Source organism: Microbacterium jejuense (assembly GCF_019511665.1).
Taxonomy (GTDB): domain Bacteria; phylum Actinomycetota; class Actinomycetes; order Actinomycetales; family Microbacteriaceae; genus Microbacterium; species Microbacterium jejuense_A.
Window position 1 is genome coordinate 1 of sequence record NZ_JAEUAW010000016.1, and the last position, 16,699, is coordinate 16,699.

At 72.9% G+C, this 16,699-nt stretch carries 13 protein-coding genes; 9 read left to right on the forward strand and 4 right to left on the reverse strand.

Annotated features, from left to right (window positions below; all coding sequences use genetic code 11):
* On the reverse strand, positions 1 to 1,378 hold a 1,378-nt coding region (locus tag JNB62_RS16325; protein ID WP_220301960.1), incomplete at its 3' end, for a beta-N-acetylglucosaminidase domain-containing protein.
* A gap of 30 nt (positions 1,379 to 1,408) precedes the next feature.
* Between JNB62_RS16325 and JNB62_RS16330 the strand changes: the two genes are divergently transcribed.
* The 9 genes from JNB62_RS16330 (at position 1,409) to JNB62_RS16370 (ending at position 14,077) form a co-directional block, all read left to right on the forward strand.
* The gene (locus JNB62_RS16330) at positions 1,409 to 3,187 is read left to right on the forward strand and encodes a hypothetical protein (RefSeq protein WP_220301961.1); all 1,779 of its coding nucleotides are present in this window, start codon (positions 1,409 to 1,411) and stop codon (positions 3,185 to 3,187) included.
* A complete protein-coding gene (locus JNB62_RS19465; protein WP_220301962.1) occupies positions 3,184 to 5,031 on the forward strand; it encodes an MBL fold metallo-hydrolase in 1,848 nt (615 codons plus the stop codon). Before JNB62_RS16330 ends, JNB62_RS19465 begins: the two co-directional genes overlap by 4 nt.
* Positions 5,028 to 6,047, forward strand: a complete 1,020-nt coding sequence (locus JNB62_RS16340; protein WP_220301963.1) for a LacI family DNA-binding transcriptional regulator — start codon at positions 5,028 to 5,030, stop codon at positions 6,045 to 6,047. Before JNB62_RS19465 ends, JNB62_RS16340 begins: the two co-directional genes overlap by 4 nt.
* A gap of 13 nt (positions 6,048 to 6,060) precedes the next feature.
* Positions 6,061 to 6,936 (forward strand): aminoglycoside phosphotransferase family protein, encoded by an 876-nt coding sequence (locus tag JNB62_RS16345; RefSeq protein ID WP_220301964.1) that lies wholly within the window; start codon positions 6,061 to 6,063, stop codon positions 6,934 to 6,936.
* Positions 6,937 to 7,033: 97 nt separating this feature from the next.
* Positions 7,034 to 8,023: an ROK family protein gene (locus JNB62_RS16350; protein WP_220301965.1), complete on the forward strand. Its 990-nt coding sequence runs from the start codon at positions 7,034 to 7,036 to the stop codon at positions 8,021 to 8,023.
* Positions 8,016 to 8,594, forward strand: a complete 579-nt coding sequence (locus JNB62_RS16355; protein WP_220301966.1) for a D-sedoheptulose-7-phosphate isomerase — start codon at positions 8,016 to 8,018, stop codon at positions 8,592 to 8,594. The genes JNB62_RS16350 and JNB62_RS16355 overlap by 8 nt, the downstream gene beginning before the upstream one ends.
* The gene (locus JNB62_RS16360; RefSeq protein ID WP_220301967.1) at positions 8,591 to 11,365 is read left to right on the forward strand and encodes an alpha-mannosidase; all 2,775 of its coding nucleotides are present in this window, start codon (positions 8,591 to 8,593) and stop codon (positions 11,363 to 11,365) included. Before JNB62_RS16355 ends, JNB62_RS16360 begins: the two co-directional genes overlap by 4 nt.
* Positions 11,362 to 13,224, forward strand: a complete 1,863-nt coding sequence (locus tag JNB62_RS16365; RefSeq protein WP_220301968.1) for a hypothetical protein — start codon at positions 11,362 to 11,364, stop codon at positions 13,222 to 13,224. Before JNB62_RS16360 ends, JNB62_RS16365 begins: the two co-directional genes overlap by 4 nt.
* A gap of 124 nt (positions 13,225 to 13,348) precedes the next feature.
* Complete coding sequence (locus JNB62_RS16370) at positions 13,349 to 14,077, forward strand: alpha/beta fold hydrolase (RefSeq protein WP_220301969.1); 729 nt, start codon at positions 13,349 to 13,351, stop codon at positions 14,075 to 14,077.
* A gap of 28 nt (positions 14,078 to 14,105) precedes the next feature.
* Here the strand turns inward: JNB62_RS16370 and JNB62_RS16375 are convergent, their stop codons facing one another.
* From JNB62_RS16375 to JNB62_RS16385, 3 genes are all read right to left on the reverse strand, one after another.
* On the reverse strand, positions 14,106 to 15,134 hold the full coding sequence (locus JNB62_RS16375) for a Gfo/Idh/MocA family protein (protein WP_220301970.1): 1,029 nt from the start codon (positions 15,132 to 15,134) through the stop codon (positions 14,106 to 14,108).
* Positions 15,131 to 16,138: a Gfo/Idh/MocA family protein gene (locus JNB62_RS16380; protein WP_308291832.1), complete on the reverse strand. Its 1,008-nt coding sequence runs from the start codon at positions 16,136 to 16,138 to the stop codon at positions 15,131 to 15,133. The genes JNB62_RS16375 and JNB62_RS16380 overlap by 4 nt, the downstream gene beginning before the upstream one ends.
* A 117-nt stretch (positions 16,139 to 16,255) precedes the next feature.
* The gene (locus JNB62_RS16385) at positions 16,256 to 16,687 is read right to left on the reverse strand and encodes a nitroreductase family deazaflavin-dependent oxidoreductase (RefSeq protein WP_220301972.1); all 432 of its coding nucleotides are present in this window, start codon (positions 16,685 to 16,687) and stop codon (positions 16,256 to 16,258) included.
* Positions 16,688 to 16,699: the final 12 nt, after the last annotated feature.

The following is a 16,699-nucleotide window of genomic DNA, read 5'->3' on the forward strand; positions in this document are numbered from 1 at the left end:
CCCCAATCCCGACCCCGACCTCGACCTCGACCGACCCGGCCACCTCCGCCAGCCCGACGAGTTCCTCGAGCCGCGACCGCAGATGGTCGTCGCCGCGCCCGTCCAGCGCCTCATCGGCCGCGGCGGCGAGGTCGGCGTCCATCGCGGCCGACGGCGGCCAGGACGACAGCGTGCGCACGAGCGGCGCGAGGGCGGCGGCACCCTCTCCCGCCACGATCCGCAGTGACGCGGCCGCGGCACGCATGGGGTCGTAGGCGCCGGGATTCCACGCCCAGTCCGCGAACGCGGCGATGCCGAAGCACCCGGGCCAGAACTCGACCATCGGGTTCGACCACGCGCCGCGCAGTCCTGAGCCCGCGACGTCTGGCGTGCGGCCGAGGAGCGGGCCGAGGAACGCCCGGCCGCGGTCGAAGTCGTTGACGGGGAAGTTGTCCCACAGCAGCAGCCGGTCGCCGAACACCTCGGCGGCGGCGTCGATGTCGCCGCGCGTGACCTCGCCGACGACGATGTCGCGGCCCGTCCACCACACCAGCGCCTCGTCGGGCAGCCCCGCCGCGAACGCCGAGCGATACGGCGACGCGGCAGTCCCGGCGTAGTCGGTGGGGACGACGAGCAGGTCGGCTCCCGGTCGGCGTCGACGCAGCACCCGATCGGCGAACCGGCGCACCGTCTCGGCGTGCGCGGCGCCGAGGGCGGCGTCGCCCTCGCCGAAGCGCTCGCGATCGGCCGCGTGCCGGGGCTGCTGCGGGACGTCGTCGAAGAGCAGAGCGATCGCGGGGATGCCGGCATCCATGAGCTGCTCGGCCTTCGCAGCCAGCAGCTCGTGCTCCGCGTCGTCGGAGAAGACCATGGAGCCGGCGGGGTGCAGCGCGACGGTGACGTCGACGCCGACAGCCGCGCCGGCGGCCGCGAGCTCGACGAGCTGCGCGAGCTCGGTCGGCGGATACGGCTCCCGCCAGCGCTCCCGATGCCACGGATCGTCCTTCGGCGCGTAGACGTACGAGTTGAGCTTCAGCCGCCCCGCGAGCGCCAGCGCCGCCAGGCGCTCCTCGTGCGACCACGGCTCGCCGTAGAAGCCCTCGATGATGCCGCGATGCCGCAGCACCGGCGCATCCTCGATGCGGACGGCCGGCACCCGGCCGTCCGCCGCGTCCGCGAGTTCGTCGAGCGTCGCCCGCGCGTGACGCAGGCCGCGCGCATCGGATGCCTCGACCACGGCCCGGCCGTCGGCCACGGTCAGCCGGTACGCCTCCGTCGGCATCCCCTCGATCAGCCGTTCCTCGACCACGAGTGCGGGCGCGGGCCACTGGCCGATGCCCGTCTCGACGCGATGCGGGAGGGGGATCACGGGTGGCGAAGGTGCGGCGTCCTCGAGCACCTGGGAACGTTATCACATAGGATTCCAGGTATGGACACGCCCTCGCTGACGAGTGACCATCATCGACGGACCATCCGCGGCGCCCGCTACTCGCTGACCTGGCGCACCGACGCCAAGGGCATCGCGAAGTCTCCGTACTTCGAGCTCGCCGACGCCGACGGCGAGCGCTGGATGCGCCTGTGCGCGCTGTCGAGCATCCACACGAGCACCGCGCGCGACGAGAGCATGAGCCTCGGCGAACCGCACGTGCGGACAGAAGCGGATGCCGTCGTCGTGACGGTCTCGACCGAGTCCACCGCCTGGGACCGGCGCACGCTCGAGCTGCGCTGCACGGCCGACGCCGTGGAGCTCACGCTCGAGGCCCACGGCGGCGGCGACATCGCGGACGTCACGATCCTCGGCGGTGACGGCATCCTTCCCACCGGCGCGAGCGGAACGTTCCGCTCCGGCTTCGAGGCGCAGTCGCTCTACGTGCCGAGCCCCACCGAGCCGGTCGCGTTCGTGCGCCCGGTGTGGTCGGCCGCATCGCTCGGCGTCGTCGGCGACGCCGATCCCGGCCGCCTCAACGGCGTCTTCTCGCCGCCGCCTCTCGCGCTCGCGTTCGGCCGGGCTCCCGCCGACGACCCGTTCACCCCGGGCGAGGGACCATGGCTCGCGACCTGGCTGCGCGCGGCCGTCGAAGACCTGCGGTTCACGACCCTGCGGTTCGATCCGGTGGACGACGGCGGCCTCCTGCGCCTGTCGCACGAGGGCCACACGACCGTCGACGGCGTCTGGCGGTCGCCCACCGTCGTGATCCAGCCGGTCGCCTCCCCCGCCGAGGCCCTGCGCGACTACCGCGACGACCTGGTGCGCGCCGGCTTCGCCGGCGACGACGCACCCGGCGTCCGCCCGTGGTGGCTGGAGCCCATCTTCTGCGGCTGGGGCGCTCAGGTCGCCCGGGCAGGCAGAGAGGGCTGGGCGCCCGACCTCTGCCGCCAGGAGATCTACGACGAGTTCCTCGCGACGCTGGCCGCGGCATCCCTCGATCCCGGCACCGTCGTGATCGACGACCGCTGGCAGGCGCAGTACGGCAGCGCCGAGGCCGACACCGAGGCGTGGCCCGACCTGCGCGGCTGGATCGACGCTCGCCACGCCGAGGGTCGCCGCGTGCTGCTGTGGTTCAAGGCCTGGGATCCCGCAGGACTCCCCGTCGAGGAATGCGTGACGGATGCCGCCGGCCGGGCGATCGCGGCCGACCCCGGCAGTCCCGCCTACCTCTCGCACCTGGACGGGATCATCGAGCGACTGCTGTCGCCCGAGGGGCTGGATGCGGACGGCTTCAAGGTGGACTTCACGCAGCGGACGCCGAGCGGCGCGATGCTGCGCCCGGCACCCGACAGCGATGGGGTGTGGGGCATCGCCGCCCTGCACCGCCTGGTCGCCCGCATCCATTCCGCGTCCCAGCGGATCAAGCCCGAGGCACTCGTCATCACGCACACCGTGCACCCGTCGTTCGGCGATGTCACCGGCATGATCCGCACGAACGACGTGCTGGAGCACGACGCGTCGGGCCGGCCGGTGTCGGTGGCGGCACAGCTGCGCGCGCGCCACGAGATCGTCGCGGCCGTGCTGCCATGGCATCCCGTCGACACCGATCAGTGGCCCATGCCGAACCGCTCGGAATGGCTCGACTACGCGCAGACGCAGTCCGGACTCGGCGTGCCCGCGCTGTACTACCTTGAGTCCGTGGAGGACGAGCCGATCGATCCCGAGCACCTCTCGGTGGTCGGCCGCACGTGGGACGAGTACCGCAAGGGCCTCGCGTGACCGCGACCGAGATCGCACGGGGCGTGTGGCGCATCGCCGACACGTGCCACGTGTACCTCGTCGTCGACCCCGATTCCCCCGAGGGGGCGAGGGATGCCGTCGCGATCGACTTCGGGGCGGGCCGGGCGCTCGCGCACCTGGCCGAGCTCGGCATCGGTCGCATCACCGACGTCTTCATGACGCATCACCATCGCGATCAGGGCCAGGGCCTTCCCCTCGCGGTCGAGCACGGCGCACGCATCCATGTGCCGCCGGTCGAGCGCGAGCTGTTCGATCGCGTCGAGGAGATGTGGGAGGGCCGGCAGCTCGACAACGACTACAACCTGCGCCAGGACCGCTTCTCGCTGCTGGAATCGGTGCCCGTGCACGCCGCCGTGCCCGAGTACCGGCACGTCGAGGCGGCCGGCGTGCGCCTGCTGGTGGTGCCGACGCCCGGCCACACCATCGGTTCGGTGAGCTATCTGCTGGACCGGGACGACGAGCGCATCGCCTTCACGGGCGACCTCGTCTACGGCCCTGGCCAGGTGTGGTCGCTGGCGGCGACACAGTGGTCGTACACGCAGAACGAGGGCCCGGCCATGACCGTGCTGAGCGCCCTGTTCCTGCACCGCTACCGGCTGTCGGCGATCGCACCGTCGCACGGCGAGGTCATGCGCGACCCCGACCACGTGCTCGAGCTGCTCGCGCAGACGATGCAGGAGTACGTCGACTCGCGGCGCTCGTACCCGTGGGACCTTCGCGCCCGCCTCGAGGACCCGTTCGTCGCGCTCACCCCGCACCTGCTGCTCAACCGCACGTCCATGTCGTGCTCGTACGTCGTGCTGTCGGACACCGGCGAGGCGCTCATCGTCGACTACGGCTACGACATGACCACCGGCCTCGTGCTCGGCCAGGAGCGCGCCGCCCGCCGGCCGTGGCTCGCGTCGCTTCCCGCGCTGCGAGAGCTCTACGGCGTGACGCGCATCTCGGTCGCGCTGCCCACCCACTACCACGACGACCACATCGCGGGCATGCCGCTGCTGCGCGACGTCGAAGGGACCGCGCTGTGGATCCCCGAGAACGTGGCGCCGACGATGGCCGACCCGTGGCTCGAAGACCTCCCCTGCCAGTGGTACGACCCCATCGTGGCCGACCGCGTGCTGCCGCTGGGCGAGCCGTTCACGTGGAACGAGTACACCTTCACCGCGCACGAGCAGCCCGGTCACACCCTCTACGCCGTGGCGTACGAGCTCGACATCGACGGCGTGAAGGTCGTGTTCACAGGCGACCAGCAGGAGGGTCTCGGCGGCCGCGACGGCCGGCGCGACATCATGAATTACCAGTACCGGAACCTCTTCCGGCTCGGGGACTACGTGCGCAGCGCGGAGCTGTACCGCCACATCGGCCCGGGTCTCATGGCCAGCGGGCACTGGGATCCGCGCTGGGTCGACGACGCCTATCTCGACTACCTCGCCGAGTCGGGGCGGCTCGTGGACGACCTGCACGAGCGCCTGCTCCCCGCCGAGGCGCGCGCGATCGGACCGGACGGGCAGACCGCGAGCCTGCGCCCGTACCGGCGCAGGGCCGTCGCGGGCCACGCGGTGTCGTACAGCGTGCGCGTCCGCAATCCGCTGCCCGAGCGGGCCGTCGCACGGATGCGCCCCGTCGTGCCGCTAGGCTGGCGCACAGCCGAGCGCGAACTCGAGGTCGACCTCGAACCCGGCGAGGAGACCTCTGTGCAGCTGACCGTGACCCCGGCCTCACCCGGACGCCGACAGCGCATCGCGATCGACGTCGCGATCGGCGACCTCCTCCTCGGCCAGCACGCGGAGGCGATCCTCGACGTCGTGGCGGCGGGGTCGTGAGCGAGCGCACGCCCGCCGTGCGGGCGACGATCCGCGAGGTCGCAGAGGCGGCGGGGGTGTCGAAGTCCACGGCGTCGCGCGCGCTGTCGGGCAACGGCTACGCGGCGCCCGAGGTGCGCCAGCGCGTGCGCGACGTCGCGAAGGAGCTCGGATACGTCGTCGACGTGACCGCCCGCAGCCTCAAGCAGCGCACCAGCCGGTCGGTCGGCGTGCTGGTGTCGGACCTGCGCAACGTGTTCTACGCCGAGCTCGCCTCGGGCATCGGCGAAGAGGCCCGCGCCCACGGTCGCACGCTCGTGCTGGTCGACCTGCGCGGAGACGGCCGCGACGAGCTCGAGGCCGCCGAGGCGCTGGTCGCTTCGCGCGTGTCGGGCGTCATCGCGACCCCGGTCTCGCGCGAGCTGAGCGGCTTCCTCAGTCGCATCGGCGTCCCCCTCATCGAGGTCGACCGACGCTTCGACGCCGGGGCGACGGACGCCGTCGTGGTCGACAACCGGGCGGCGGCCCGCGACACCACCTCCCGTCTGCTGGCGGCGGGGCACGAGCGCATCGCCCTCCTCATCGACGAGACCGAGTGGACGACGGGTGACGAGCGCCAGCGCGGCTACCTCGACGCGCTGGCCGCCAAGAAGGTGCGCGTCGACGAGTCCCTCATCGTCCAGGCAGGGTGGGACGCCGACGAGGCGATGGCCGCAGCCCGGCGCATCCTGTCACGCCCCGATCGCCCCACCGCCGTGTTCGCGGCGAACAACGTCCTCACCGAGGGCACCTGGCGCGCCGCCGCCGCCCTGGGCCTGCGCATCCCCCGCGACGTGAGCCTCGTCGGCTTCGACGACGCGCCCTGGATGAGCATGGTCGAACCGGGCGTCTCGACGAGATTCCAGGATGCCGGCGCCCTCGGCGCGACCGCGATGCGGGCGCTGCTCGAACGCATCGACACTCCCGACGCCCCCGTGCGCACCATCGTGATGCCGACGAAGTTCGTCGACCGCGGATCCATCGCCGCGCCCGCGTAGGCGGAGGGTCACGATGGACGTGATCGACGCCGCGCGGATCGACGAAGACCTCGCGCGAGCCCTCGTCGCGGCGCAGTTCCCGCAGTGGCGCACGCTGCCGATCCGCCCCGTGGCGGCGGGCGGGAACGATCACCGCATCTTCCGCCTCGGCGACGACCTCAGCATCCGGCTGCCGAGCGCTCCCGGCTACGTGCCCCAGGTACGGAAGGAGCAGACCTGGCTGCCCCGGCTGGCGCCGGCGGTGCCGCTGCCCATCCCGACCGTCGAGGGCGCGGGCGAGCCGAGCGAGCTCTTCCCCGCGCCGTGGTCGGTGTACCGGTGGATGCCGGGGGCACCGGCATCCGCGTCGCCCGTCGACGACTGGCCGGGCTTCGCGGCGGATCTCGCCGGATTCCTGGTGCGGCTGCGCGGTGCCGACACGACCGCCGCGCCGGCGCCTGGCCTGCACAGCGCCTTCCGCGGGGGACCCCTCGAGCACTGGGACGACGAGATGGCGGTGATCGTCGATCGCGTGCACGGCCGGGAGCGGGATCTTGCCCGCGGCATCTGGCGGGACGCGCTCGCGGCGCCGTTCACGGGCGAGCCCGTGTGGTTCCACGGCGACGTGTCGCTCAACAACCTGCTCGTGCAGGACGGCACGCTGCGCGCGGTCATCGACTTCGGGTGCTCGGGTGCGGGCGACCCGGCGTGCGACACCGTGTTCCGCTGGACGTCGGTCCACGCGTCCGCGCGCGAGCAGTTCCGCAGGGACTACGACGTCGATGACGGGACGTGGGCGCGTGGTCGCGGCTGGGCGCTGTGGAAGGGCCTCATCATGATCACGAACAAACCGCCGGGTCAGGCGGAGTTCGCGCGCCACGTGCTGGACCAGCTCTTCGCCGACGTCTGACGCAATCCGGCGTTGTCAGCGCGCCAGGCTTTGCTACTATGTGGGAACGATGTCACATCGGGCGCGATCAGGGTTGTCGCGCAGCTCGGAGGAACGAATGGCAACGCAGCATCCCGTGCTCGCGCTCGATATCGGCGGCACGAAGCTGGCCGTCGCGATGGTCACGCCCGACGGGCGGACACACGGCTTCCTGTCCGAGCCGACCGAGAAGCACCGAGGTCCGGACGCGGTCATCGCGCACCTCTTCGACATGGGCCGGCGCAGCGTCGAGAGCGCCGGCGTCGGCACGCCGGCGGCTGTCGGGATCAGCTGCGGCGGCCCGCTCGACGCGGCCGCCGGCATCCTCACCGGTCCCCTTCACCTGCCGGGCTGGATCGACGTCCCGATCGTGGCGATGGCGACCGAGGCGTTCGGGGTGCCCGCGGTCGTCGAGAACGACGCGACCGCGGCGGTGCTCGGCGAGCACCGCTTCGGCGCCGCACGGGGCGCCGACATCGCGCTGTACCTCACACTGTCGACGGGCGTGGGCGGCGGCTCCATCATCGACGGCCGCCTGCACCGCGGCGCGGCCGGCAACGGCGGCGAGTTCGGTCACGTCATGGTGCGACCGGGCGGGCGCCGCTGCGAGTGCGGACGCCACGGATGCCTCGAGGCCTACGCGTCGGGCACGAACATCGCCGTGCGCGCCGGCGAGCTGCTCGCCGATGACGACCGCGCATCGTCGCTGCGAGCGCTGCCCGTCGTGCGCGCCGAGCACGTCTCGGCTGCGGCCGCCGCCGGCGACCCCCTCGCGCGGGAGCTGTGGGACGAGACCATGGCCCTGCTCGGCCAGGCGGTCACCGATCTGGTGAATGTCTTCGAGCCGAACGTCGTCGTGCTCGGCGGCGGCGTGACGCGCTCGGGCGCGCTGCTGCTCGACCCGGTGCGCGACATCGTCGGCCGCACCGCGATGCCGCCGGCGGCGGCGCGCGCCGTCGTCACGCTCGCCGGCCTCGGCGACGAGGTGTGCGTGGTGGGTGCCGGGGCGCTCGCCCTCGACCTCGATCTCAGCCTTCATCTCGACCTCAAAGGATCCGCCCGTGTCTGACTGGCTCGACGCACAGCTCGACGACCACATCCGCACCGCGCGAGACGCGCAGCCGCTGCTCGACGAGGTCCGCACCGTGGGAGCGGTGCTGATCGACGCCTTCGAGAAGGGCGGCACGCTGTACACGTTCGGCAACGGCGGCAGTGCCGCCGACGCGCAGCACTTCACCGGCGAGCTCATCGGCCACTACCGGCGCGACCGGCGGCCGCTGCCCGCCGTCACGCTCACTACGGACGCGACCGTCTCGACCTGCATCGCGAACGACTACGCGTTCGAGGACGTGTTCTCGCGCCAGGTCGAGGCGCTCGCGCGGCCGGGCGACGTTGTCGTCGCCTTCACCACGAGCGGACGGTCGGCGAACGTCGTCAACGGCCTCACCGCGGCCCGCGCGAACGGCGCGACGACGCTGCTCTTCGCGGGCGGCGACGGCGGGCCCTCGCGCCCCCTCGCCGACCATGCGCTCCTCGCGCCGTCGCGCGAGACGCCCCGCATCCAGGAGCTGCACACCTTCCTGCTGCACGCCCTGTCCGAGATCCTGGACGGGTGGGCCGCGGGGGAGGAGACGGCATGAGCGATCCCACGACGCCGAGCGAGCGCGCCGGGGTGGCCGAGCACTTCGGCACCGACGACACGGCCTCCGAGACGACCGCCGCCCAGGCGACGGAGGCACACGGCGAGGCCGCCCTCGCAGACGCCTCGGTCGTCGACGCCTCCGCACCCGGCCGCGTCGCCCCCGACGACCCCTCGGTGACCGAGCAGTCCCGCCGCGCCCCCGTCGCCAATGCGCCGTCGGGCGAGCAGCCGCGCGGCATGGCGCCGGTGCCCCGGCCCGCAGCCACCCCCGATCGCACGCTGCACATGATCGGCAACGCCCACCTGGATCCGGTGTGGCTGTGGCCGTGGCAGGAGGGCTACCAGGAGGCGCGGGCGACGTTCCGCAGCGCACTGGACCGCATGGACGAGTACCCCGACTTCGTCTTCACGTGCGATCAGGTCGTGCTGCTGTCATGGGTCGAGGAGCAGGACCCCGACCTGTTCGCCCGCATCCAGGAGCGCGTCGCCGAGGGCCGCTGGGTCAACGTCGGCGGCTGGTGGGTCGAGCCGGACTGCAACACGCCCATGGGCGAGTCGTTCGCCCGCCAGGGGCTGTACGGCCAGCGCTACCTGCAGTCGCGGTTCGGCCGGATCGCGACGGTCGGCATGAACGTCGACCCGTTCGGCCACAGCGCCGCACTCCCCCAGATCCTGCGCGGGCAGCGCATGGACACGTACTGCTTCCTGCGGCCGGGCCCGCACGAGGGCGACCTCGACGAGACCCTGTTCCAGTGGGAGTCCCGCGACGGCTCGCGCGTGCTGGCGTACCGCATCCCGTTCGAGTACTGCAGCCCGCCGGGCGACGTGTCGGGCCAGACCGAGAAGTCGCTCGCGCAGCTGGACCGCTCCCTCGGCGAGATGATGGTCTTCTACGGAGTCGGCAACCACGGCGGCGGACCCACCAAGGCCAACATCGAGTCGATCCACCGCTACGACCGCATGGGCAGCTTCGGGAGGATGACGATGTCGTCACCGCGTGCGTACTTCGACGAGATGCTCGCCCGCGGCGACGCGTTCCTCGACGGCCTCGCGGTGCGCCGCGACGACCTGCAGCACCACGCGCCGGGGTGCTACTCGTCGCACTCGGGCATCAAGGCGTGGCAGCGGCGAGCGCAGTGGGCGATCCTGTCGGCCGAGCGCTGGGCGGCGGTCGACTCGGCGCTCTCGGGAGCCGAGTACCCGCGCGAGGACTTCGAGCGCGCGTGGAAGCAGATCCTGTTCAACCAGTTCCACGACATCCTGCCCGGCTCGGCGATCGAGCCCTCGTACGACGACGCCCGCGATCAGCTGGGCGAGGCGGTGGCGATCTCCAAGCGCATCATCGCTCGCGCCCACAACCGCATCGCGCGCCGCATCGACATCCCGATGGATGCCGCCACCCAGCCCGTCATCGTCTTCAACCCCCACCCGTGGCCGGTGTCGGTCGACGTCGACATGCAGTACGGCGCGCAGCCGCGCGGCGTGCGCATCGTCGACCACGACGGAGCGCCGGTCGTGTCACAGGCCACGCAGTCGACCGCGACGACAGGAGACCTGAGCCGGGGCGCCGTCACGTTCCGCGCCGACGTGCCCGGCCTCGGCTACGCGCTCTTTCGCATGCTCCCCGGCCCCGCGCTGCCGGCCGAGACGAGCCTGCGCGTCTCGGACGACGGCACGGTCATCGAGAACGCCCACCTCCGCGTCGAGCTCGACCCCGCGACGGGCGATGTGATCTCGCTGCTCGACAGGGCGAGCGGGGTGGACCCGCTGGCCGGCACGCGCGGCCAGCCGCGCACCGCCGTGTGCGACGACCCCACCGACACGTGGGGGCACCGCGTCATCTCGTACGCGTGGCCGGGCGACGCCATGACGCTGGACCGCATCGTCGTGCGAGAGACCGGCCCGCTGCGCTCCCGTGTCCGCGTGGAGCGCTCGTGGGGCGCGAGCACGCTGGTCGAGGAGTACCTGCTCGCGCACGACGCACGCGCCGTGCGCGTGGACGTGACGATCGACTGGCGCGAGAAGGCCCACCTGCTGAAGCTGCGCTTCCCCGTCGGGCTCGACGACCCGACCGCGACGTACGAGATCCCGTATGGCACGATCGAGCGCCCGGTCGACGGCGCCGAAGAGCCCGCGCAGTCCTGGGTCGACCTCACCGGGACCCTCGACGGCGCGCCCGCCGGGCTCACCGTGATCGCGACGACGAAGCACGGCTGGGATGCCTCGCCCGCCGGCTCCGCGGGCACCGAGGTGCCGAGCATCGGCATCACCGCCGTGCGCAGTCCCGTGTACTCGTGGCACGACCCGCGGCTGCTGGAACCGGACGGCGTGTACGCGTTCCAGGACCAGGGCGTCCAGCGCTTCAGCCTCGAGCTGGTGCCCCACGCCGGTGACTGGCGGGCGGCGCAGCCGACGCGCCGGGCCGCCGTCCTCGGCGCCCCGGTGCGTGCGCAGCTCGAGTCGTTCCACGACGGCGACCTGCCGCCGCGCGACGGCTTCGCCCACGACGGCGGCGGCGCCGTCATGGTCACAGCTGTCAAGGGCAGCGAGGACGCACCCGACATCGCACCGGCCGACCTCATCGTGCGCGCGGTCGAGACCCGCGGCGAGCCGGCGACGGCCCGTATCGACCTCCCGCTCGTGGGACGCACGATCGAGGGCGACTTCGGCCCGCACCAGGTGCGCACGTTCCGTGTGCCGCTGGATCCCGCCGCCGACATCGTCGAGGTGGACCTGCTCGAGTGGCCGCTGGGCGAGCAGCCGACGTGACCGAGCGGGCCGGGGCGCCGGCATCCACTCGCCTTCGCGTGACGGTCCTCGACGCGGAGCCGAGCGCCTTCGCGACCCGGGTGGAGCGCGACGGCGAGGAGCATCGCGTGCGCGTGCGGTACACCGGCGACGGGCCCGTCGAGGCGGCCGTGCGCGTGTCGGTCGGAGTGGAGGACGCGAGCGATCCGTGGTGGCTGATCCCCGGCCTGTTCTACGGCGAGAACCGCCCGGCGGCGAACGACCGGCTGTACCCGCGCTTCGAGCCGGGTGCCCGCGGCGCCGAGCAGCACGCCGCGTTCGTGAGCGACGAATGGCACTTCCGGTCCGACCGCGCGGCCACTCCGGCGGTCTTGGTGTGGCCCGCGCCCGACGCGCCCGGTCTCGCCCTGTCGGCCGACCCGGTCACGCCGCTCGGCCTGACCGGCGTCGGGTTCGCCCACCGCGACGGCGGAGCCGAGCTCGCCGTCACCTTTCCGGCACGCGAGTTCCCCGTCACCTACTACGGCGACGCCGCCCCTCGTCCCGCGGAGGTGCAGACGCACCGCTTCGAGCCCGGCGACGAGGTCGAGCTCGCGGTGCGCGTGCACGCGCTGCACCCGGACCGCCACGACTACGCGCGCGTCCTGCGGATCCTGCATGCGGCGTCCGCTCCGACGGCTCCCCTGCGGCCGTGGATCGACGTGCCGACGGCCGCACGACTCAGCGCCGAAGGCCTGCTGCGCTGGCACTACGACCCGGACCCCGGCGTGCTGCTGGAGACCGTGGGGTTCGACCGCGAGGTCTCGGGGCGCGACGGCCGGTCGGTGGATCGCCAGGCCATGCACGTGGGCTGGGTCTCGGGCATCCCGTGGGCGTACGCCATGCTGCGCCATGCCGAGCGGACGGATGCCGCGGCCCTGCGCGCGGCGGCGGTGTCGGTGATCGACTTCTGCACGGCGGAGCTGGCGCCCAGCGGCACGCTGTGGGGCGTCTGGTACCGCGACCGGGGCTGGACGCAGAGCTGGACGACGCGCAGCCGCGGTCTGCACAGCCGCACGCTGGGCGAGGCGACGCAGTTCCTGGTGCGGGCGCTGGCCCTCGCCGACCGCGCCCAGTGGCGTGCCGCCGCCCGGTCGAACCTCGACGCGGTCGTGGCACGGCAGCGCGAGGACGGCAACCTCGGCAGCATCCACCACGCCGAGACGGGCGAGGTGCTGTCATGGGACGGCACGGCGGGACTCGCGTGGGTCGGCGCCCTCGTCGAGGCCGCGGACTGGGACGAGCGCTACCTCGCGGCCGCGGAGCGGGCCGGAAGCCACTACGCGCGCTTCGTGCTCGACGAGTATCTGCACGGCGCGCCGGAGGACGTCGACCTCGCCGTTACGAGCGAAGACGGCTACGTCGCCGTCATGGCGTACATGGCCCTCCACCGCGCGACCGGAGCCGCGCACTGGCTCGACCTCGCGCGGCGGGCCGCCGACTTCGCGCTCACCTTCCGCTACACCTATGACGTCGAGTTCGCGCCGTCCTCGATGCTCGGCGTGTTCGACTTCGGCACGCGCGGAGCGGACCAGGCGTCGGCATCCAATCAGCATCTGCACGCCTACGGGCTGGTCTGCACGAGGGAGCTGCTCGAGCTCGCCGCCGCGACCGGCGACGACCACTACCGCGAGCGCGCACACGAGACGCTGGCGTGCTTCCGGCAGTTCGTGGCGCGGTTCGACGGCGACTTCAACGCCTACCGCGGCATGGTCACCGAGCGGTACTACCAGACCGAGTGCTTCCAGCCGAAGGGCATGCTGCTCACGCTGTCGCACGCGTGGAGCGCGGGCGTGCTGCTGCTCGGCTGCGAGGACGCGCTCGCGGCCGGCGAGATCTGACGCCCCGCGCGACAGGGTGCGGGCCGGGCGCTGCCGGCAAGCACAAAGGCACCGCACAATCAAGCCCCTGCGCACGGGACGGCGGGCGGGAGAGCATGGCGTCTCGGCAACCGCGGAGGTGTGGATGGACGTCATCCTGGTGCCGGGACTGTGGCTCGACGCATCGTCCTGGCAGGACGTGTGCGAGCGCGTATCGGCAGCGGGTCATCGGACGCATCCGCTCACGCTGCGCGGGCTCGACAGCCGCTCGGCCGACCGGCGCGGCAGCATGCTCGCCGATCATGTCGCCGAGGTGGTGGCGGCGATCGACCGGTGCCCGGGGCCGGTCGTCCTCGTCGGGCACGCGGAGTCGTGCGGCCTCGTCCATGCCGCCGTCAACCGGAGGCCCGGCCGCGTCGCGCACGCGGTCCACGTCGGCGGGCTGCCGAGCGCCGACGGAGCGCACGTGCTGAGCGGGTTCACCGTCGACGCCCGTGGCACCACCACCAACACGGCCGGCTATCGCGCGGTCGACGCGACGCTGGCATCGCTGCATCGCCGCATGTCCGAGAACGCGTCGCACGTCCTCGACCAGGTCCAGCGGCTCACGGATCCGCGCCGCTTCGACGTGCCGGTCACGGTCGTGGCGACCGAGTTCACCGCCGACGACGTGCGCCGGTGGGCCGCCGCGGGCATCGATCCGGCGCGCGAGCTGCCGCTCATCCGCGACGTGACGATCGTCGACCTCCCCTCGGGCCGGTGGCCCCAGATCGAGCGGCCCGACGACCTGGCGCGCATCGTGCTGGGCGTCGTGCCCGCGGCGGACCCTGCGGCCGTGGACGCGCCGTCGGCGCCGCTCGTGCCGGGCGCCTGAGCGCACCGGCCCGCGTTCGACCGGCCGCTCAGGCGACCGACGCCGACGTGCGCACGGCGGCGATGGAGCCCGTCGTCGCCGACTCGTACGCCGCGAGGATGACCCCGAGCACATCGATGCCCTCGACCTCGGTCTGGATCGGCCGGCGACCCTCGAGGATGCAGTCGGCGAAGTGCCCGAGCTCGGCGCCGAACTCGTGCACGGGTTCGAACTCGAGGGTCTGCGGCTCCTCACCACGGATACGCGACACGAGGGTCTGTCCGTCCGAGCTCAGCGAGCCCCGCTCGGCGACCAGCGAGAACTTCTCGGTGCCGATCGCGGGCTCGTACGCCCAGCTCGTCGTCACGTGGCCGACCACCCCGTTGTCGTAGCGCACGAGCACCTGCGCCGAGTCCTCGCCCTCCATGAACTCCAGTCGGTGCCGCGAGAGCATCGCCGCGACCTCGACCGGCGTCCCGCCCGCGAAGTGCTGCAGCAGGTAGAGGGGGTGGTAGCCCGTGTCGATCAGCTCACCACCGCCCGACGTGGCCGCCTGCGCGCGCCACCCCATGTTCTCGAGCGTGAAGTCGTTGAAGAAGCTGTCGGTCGTGCGCACCTCGTACACGCGGCCCAGGGCGCCGCCGTCGACGAGCTCCTTCGCCGCGGCGACGGCGGGCTGGAACAGCTGATTGTGCGCGCACATGATGGTCACGCCGTTGCGCTCCGCCGCCGCGGCGATGGCGTCGGCCTCGTCCAGCGTCAGGCACAGCGGCTTCTCGCACAGGACGTGCAGACCGGCGTCCGCCGCCGCGATGACGGCCTCGGCGTGGAGGTGGTGCGGCAGGCAGATGTCCACGGCGTCCAGCCCGCCGTCGGCGATCATCTCGCGATAGTCCGCGAAGATCCGGATGCCGTCGTCCTCGCCGCGCCGCTTCTCGGCGCTCTCTCGCACGGGGTCGGCGATGGCGGCGAACTCGATCGTCTCGGGATTGCGCCGGTAGCCGGCGACGTGGGCGCCGGCGATGCCGCCTGCGCCGATGAGTCCGATCCGCACTCTGCGGCCGTCGTGCCGGGTCATGATCGTCCTTCCGGGTCGAGGTCGACCGCGCCGCCCGTCGCGGCCGCGGTGTTGGCGGCGGCGACGAACCGGGTGAGCTCGACCGCCGCGCGCTGGTTGTCGGAGGGGTCGGCCGCGCCGCGCATGGCCGCCACCCACAGGTCGAAGGGCTGCGGCACCGGCTCGCCGAGGGCGACGGGCGTCCAGTCGTCGCCGAGCGCACCGCCCTTGCCGATGAGCTCCTCCCGCCCGAAGCCGAACAGCAGCGAGGCGGTCGTGCCGCGCACCTCGAAGGCGAACGCGCCGGGGGTCGTGACGAAGCTCGCCTCGGCTACTCCGAGCGCGCCGTCGTCGTAGCGCGCGACCACGACGGCGTTGTCCTCCACCGCGCGACCGGTGACCCGGCCGTAGGCCGCGGTGACCTGCGCGGGACGCGCGCCGATCAAGCGCTGCACCAGATACGCGGGGTGGCAGCCCAGGTCGGCGAAGGCTCCCCCGATGGCCGCGACGGGGTCGGCGAAGCGCTCCGGCAGCCACCCGCCGAGCCAGCCGTCGTGCGCCATGCGCACGCGGGCGTACGTCACCGTGCCGAGGACGCCCGCGTCCACCAGTGCGGTGGCGGCGACGATCTCGGCCTGCGACAGGCGGGGCAGCGACACCACGAGGGCGACGCCGGCGGCGTGCGCCGCGGCGACGAGCCGCTCGGACTCGGCGACGGTCGGCGCCAGCAGCTTCTCGGTGAAGACATGCGTGCCGGCGGCGATGGCGCGCGAGATCACGTCGGTGTGGTCGGCTGTCGCGGTCGTCACGGTGACCGCGCCCACGTCGGGTCGCGCCAGCAGCGCGTCGAGCGAGTCCTCGGCGTCGACGCCCAGCGCCCGTGCGCCTTCGGCGGCAAGACCGGCGTCGGCGTCCCAGCCGGCCACCACCCGCGTGCCCTCGTGCGCGGTGGCCTCCCGCGCGTAGTCTCCCGCATGCACATGCCAGAACCCGGCGATACCCACCCCGATGACGTCGTCTGCCACGCTGTCCACTCCTTCGTGTGCCGCTGAGACGGCCGGCGCTCTCATCGCGCGGTCCGACGTGTGGCAACGTTACCAGGTGTGCGCGAGCGGAGTGCCCGCGACGCCCGGGGACGCTCGTCAGTCCCGGAGACGGTGGAGGGCCAGCACCGGGATGGTGCGGACGCCGCTCGTCTTCACCTCGTACTCTCCGAAGCCCGGGAAGCGGCTCACCTGCTCGGCGTAGATCCGGTCGCGGTCGGCGCCGACCACCTCGGTGACGGTGACGGGGTACTGCTCCTCGCCGATCTCGACGCTGCCCGCGCCCGCGTCGCGGAGGTTGTAGTACCAGCCCGGGTTGGTAGGCGCCCCGGCCTTGCTCGCGAAGACGTACACGGTGTCGGGATCGGATTCGTCGGCGAGGTACATCACCGGCGTGACGTGCTCGGCGCCCGTCTTGCGTCCGCGGTGGTGCAGCAGCACGATCGGGGCGCCTTCGAAGTAGCCGCCGACCTTGCCCTTGTTCGCGCGGAACTCCTCGATCGTCTTCGCGTTCCAGTCGTGGTCAGACACTCGTCCTCCGTC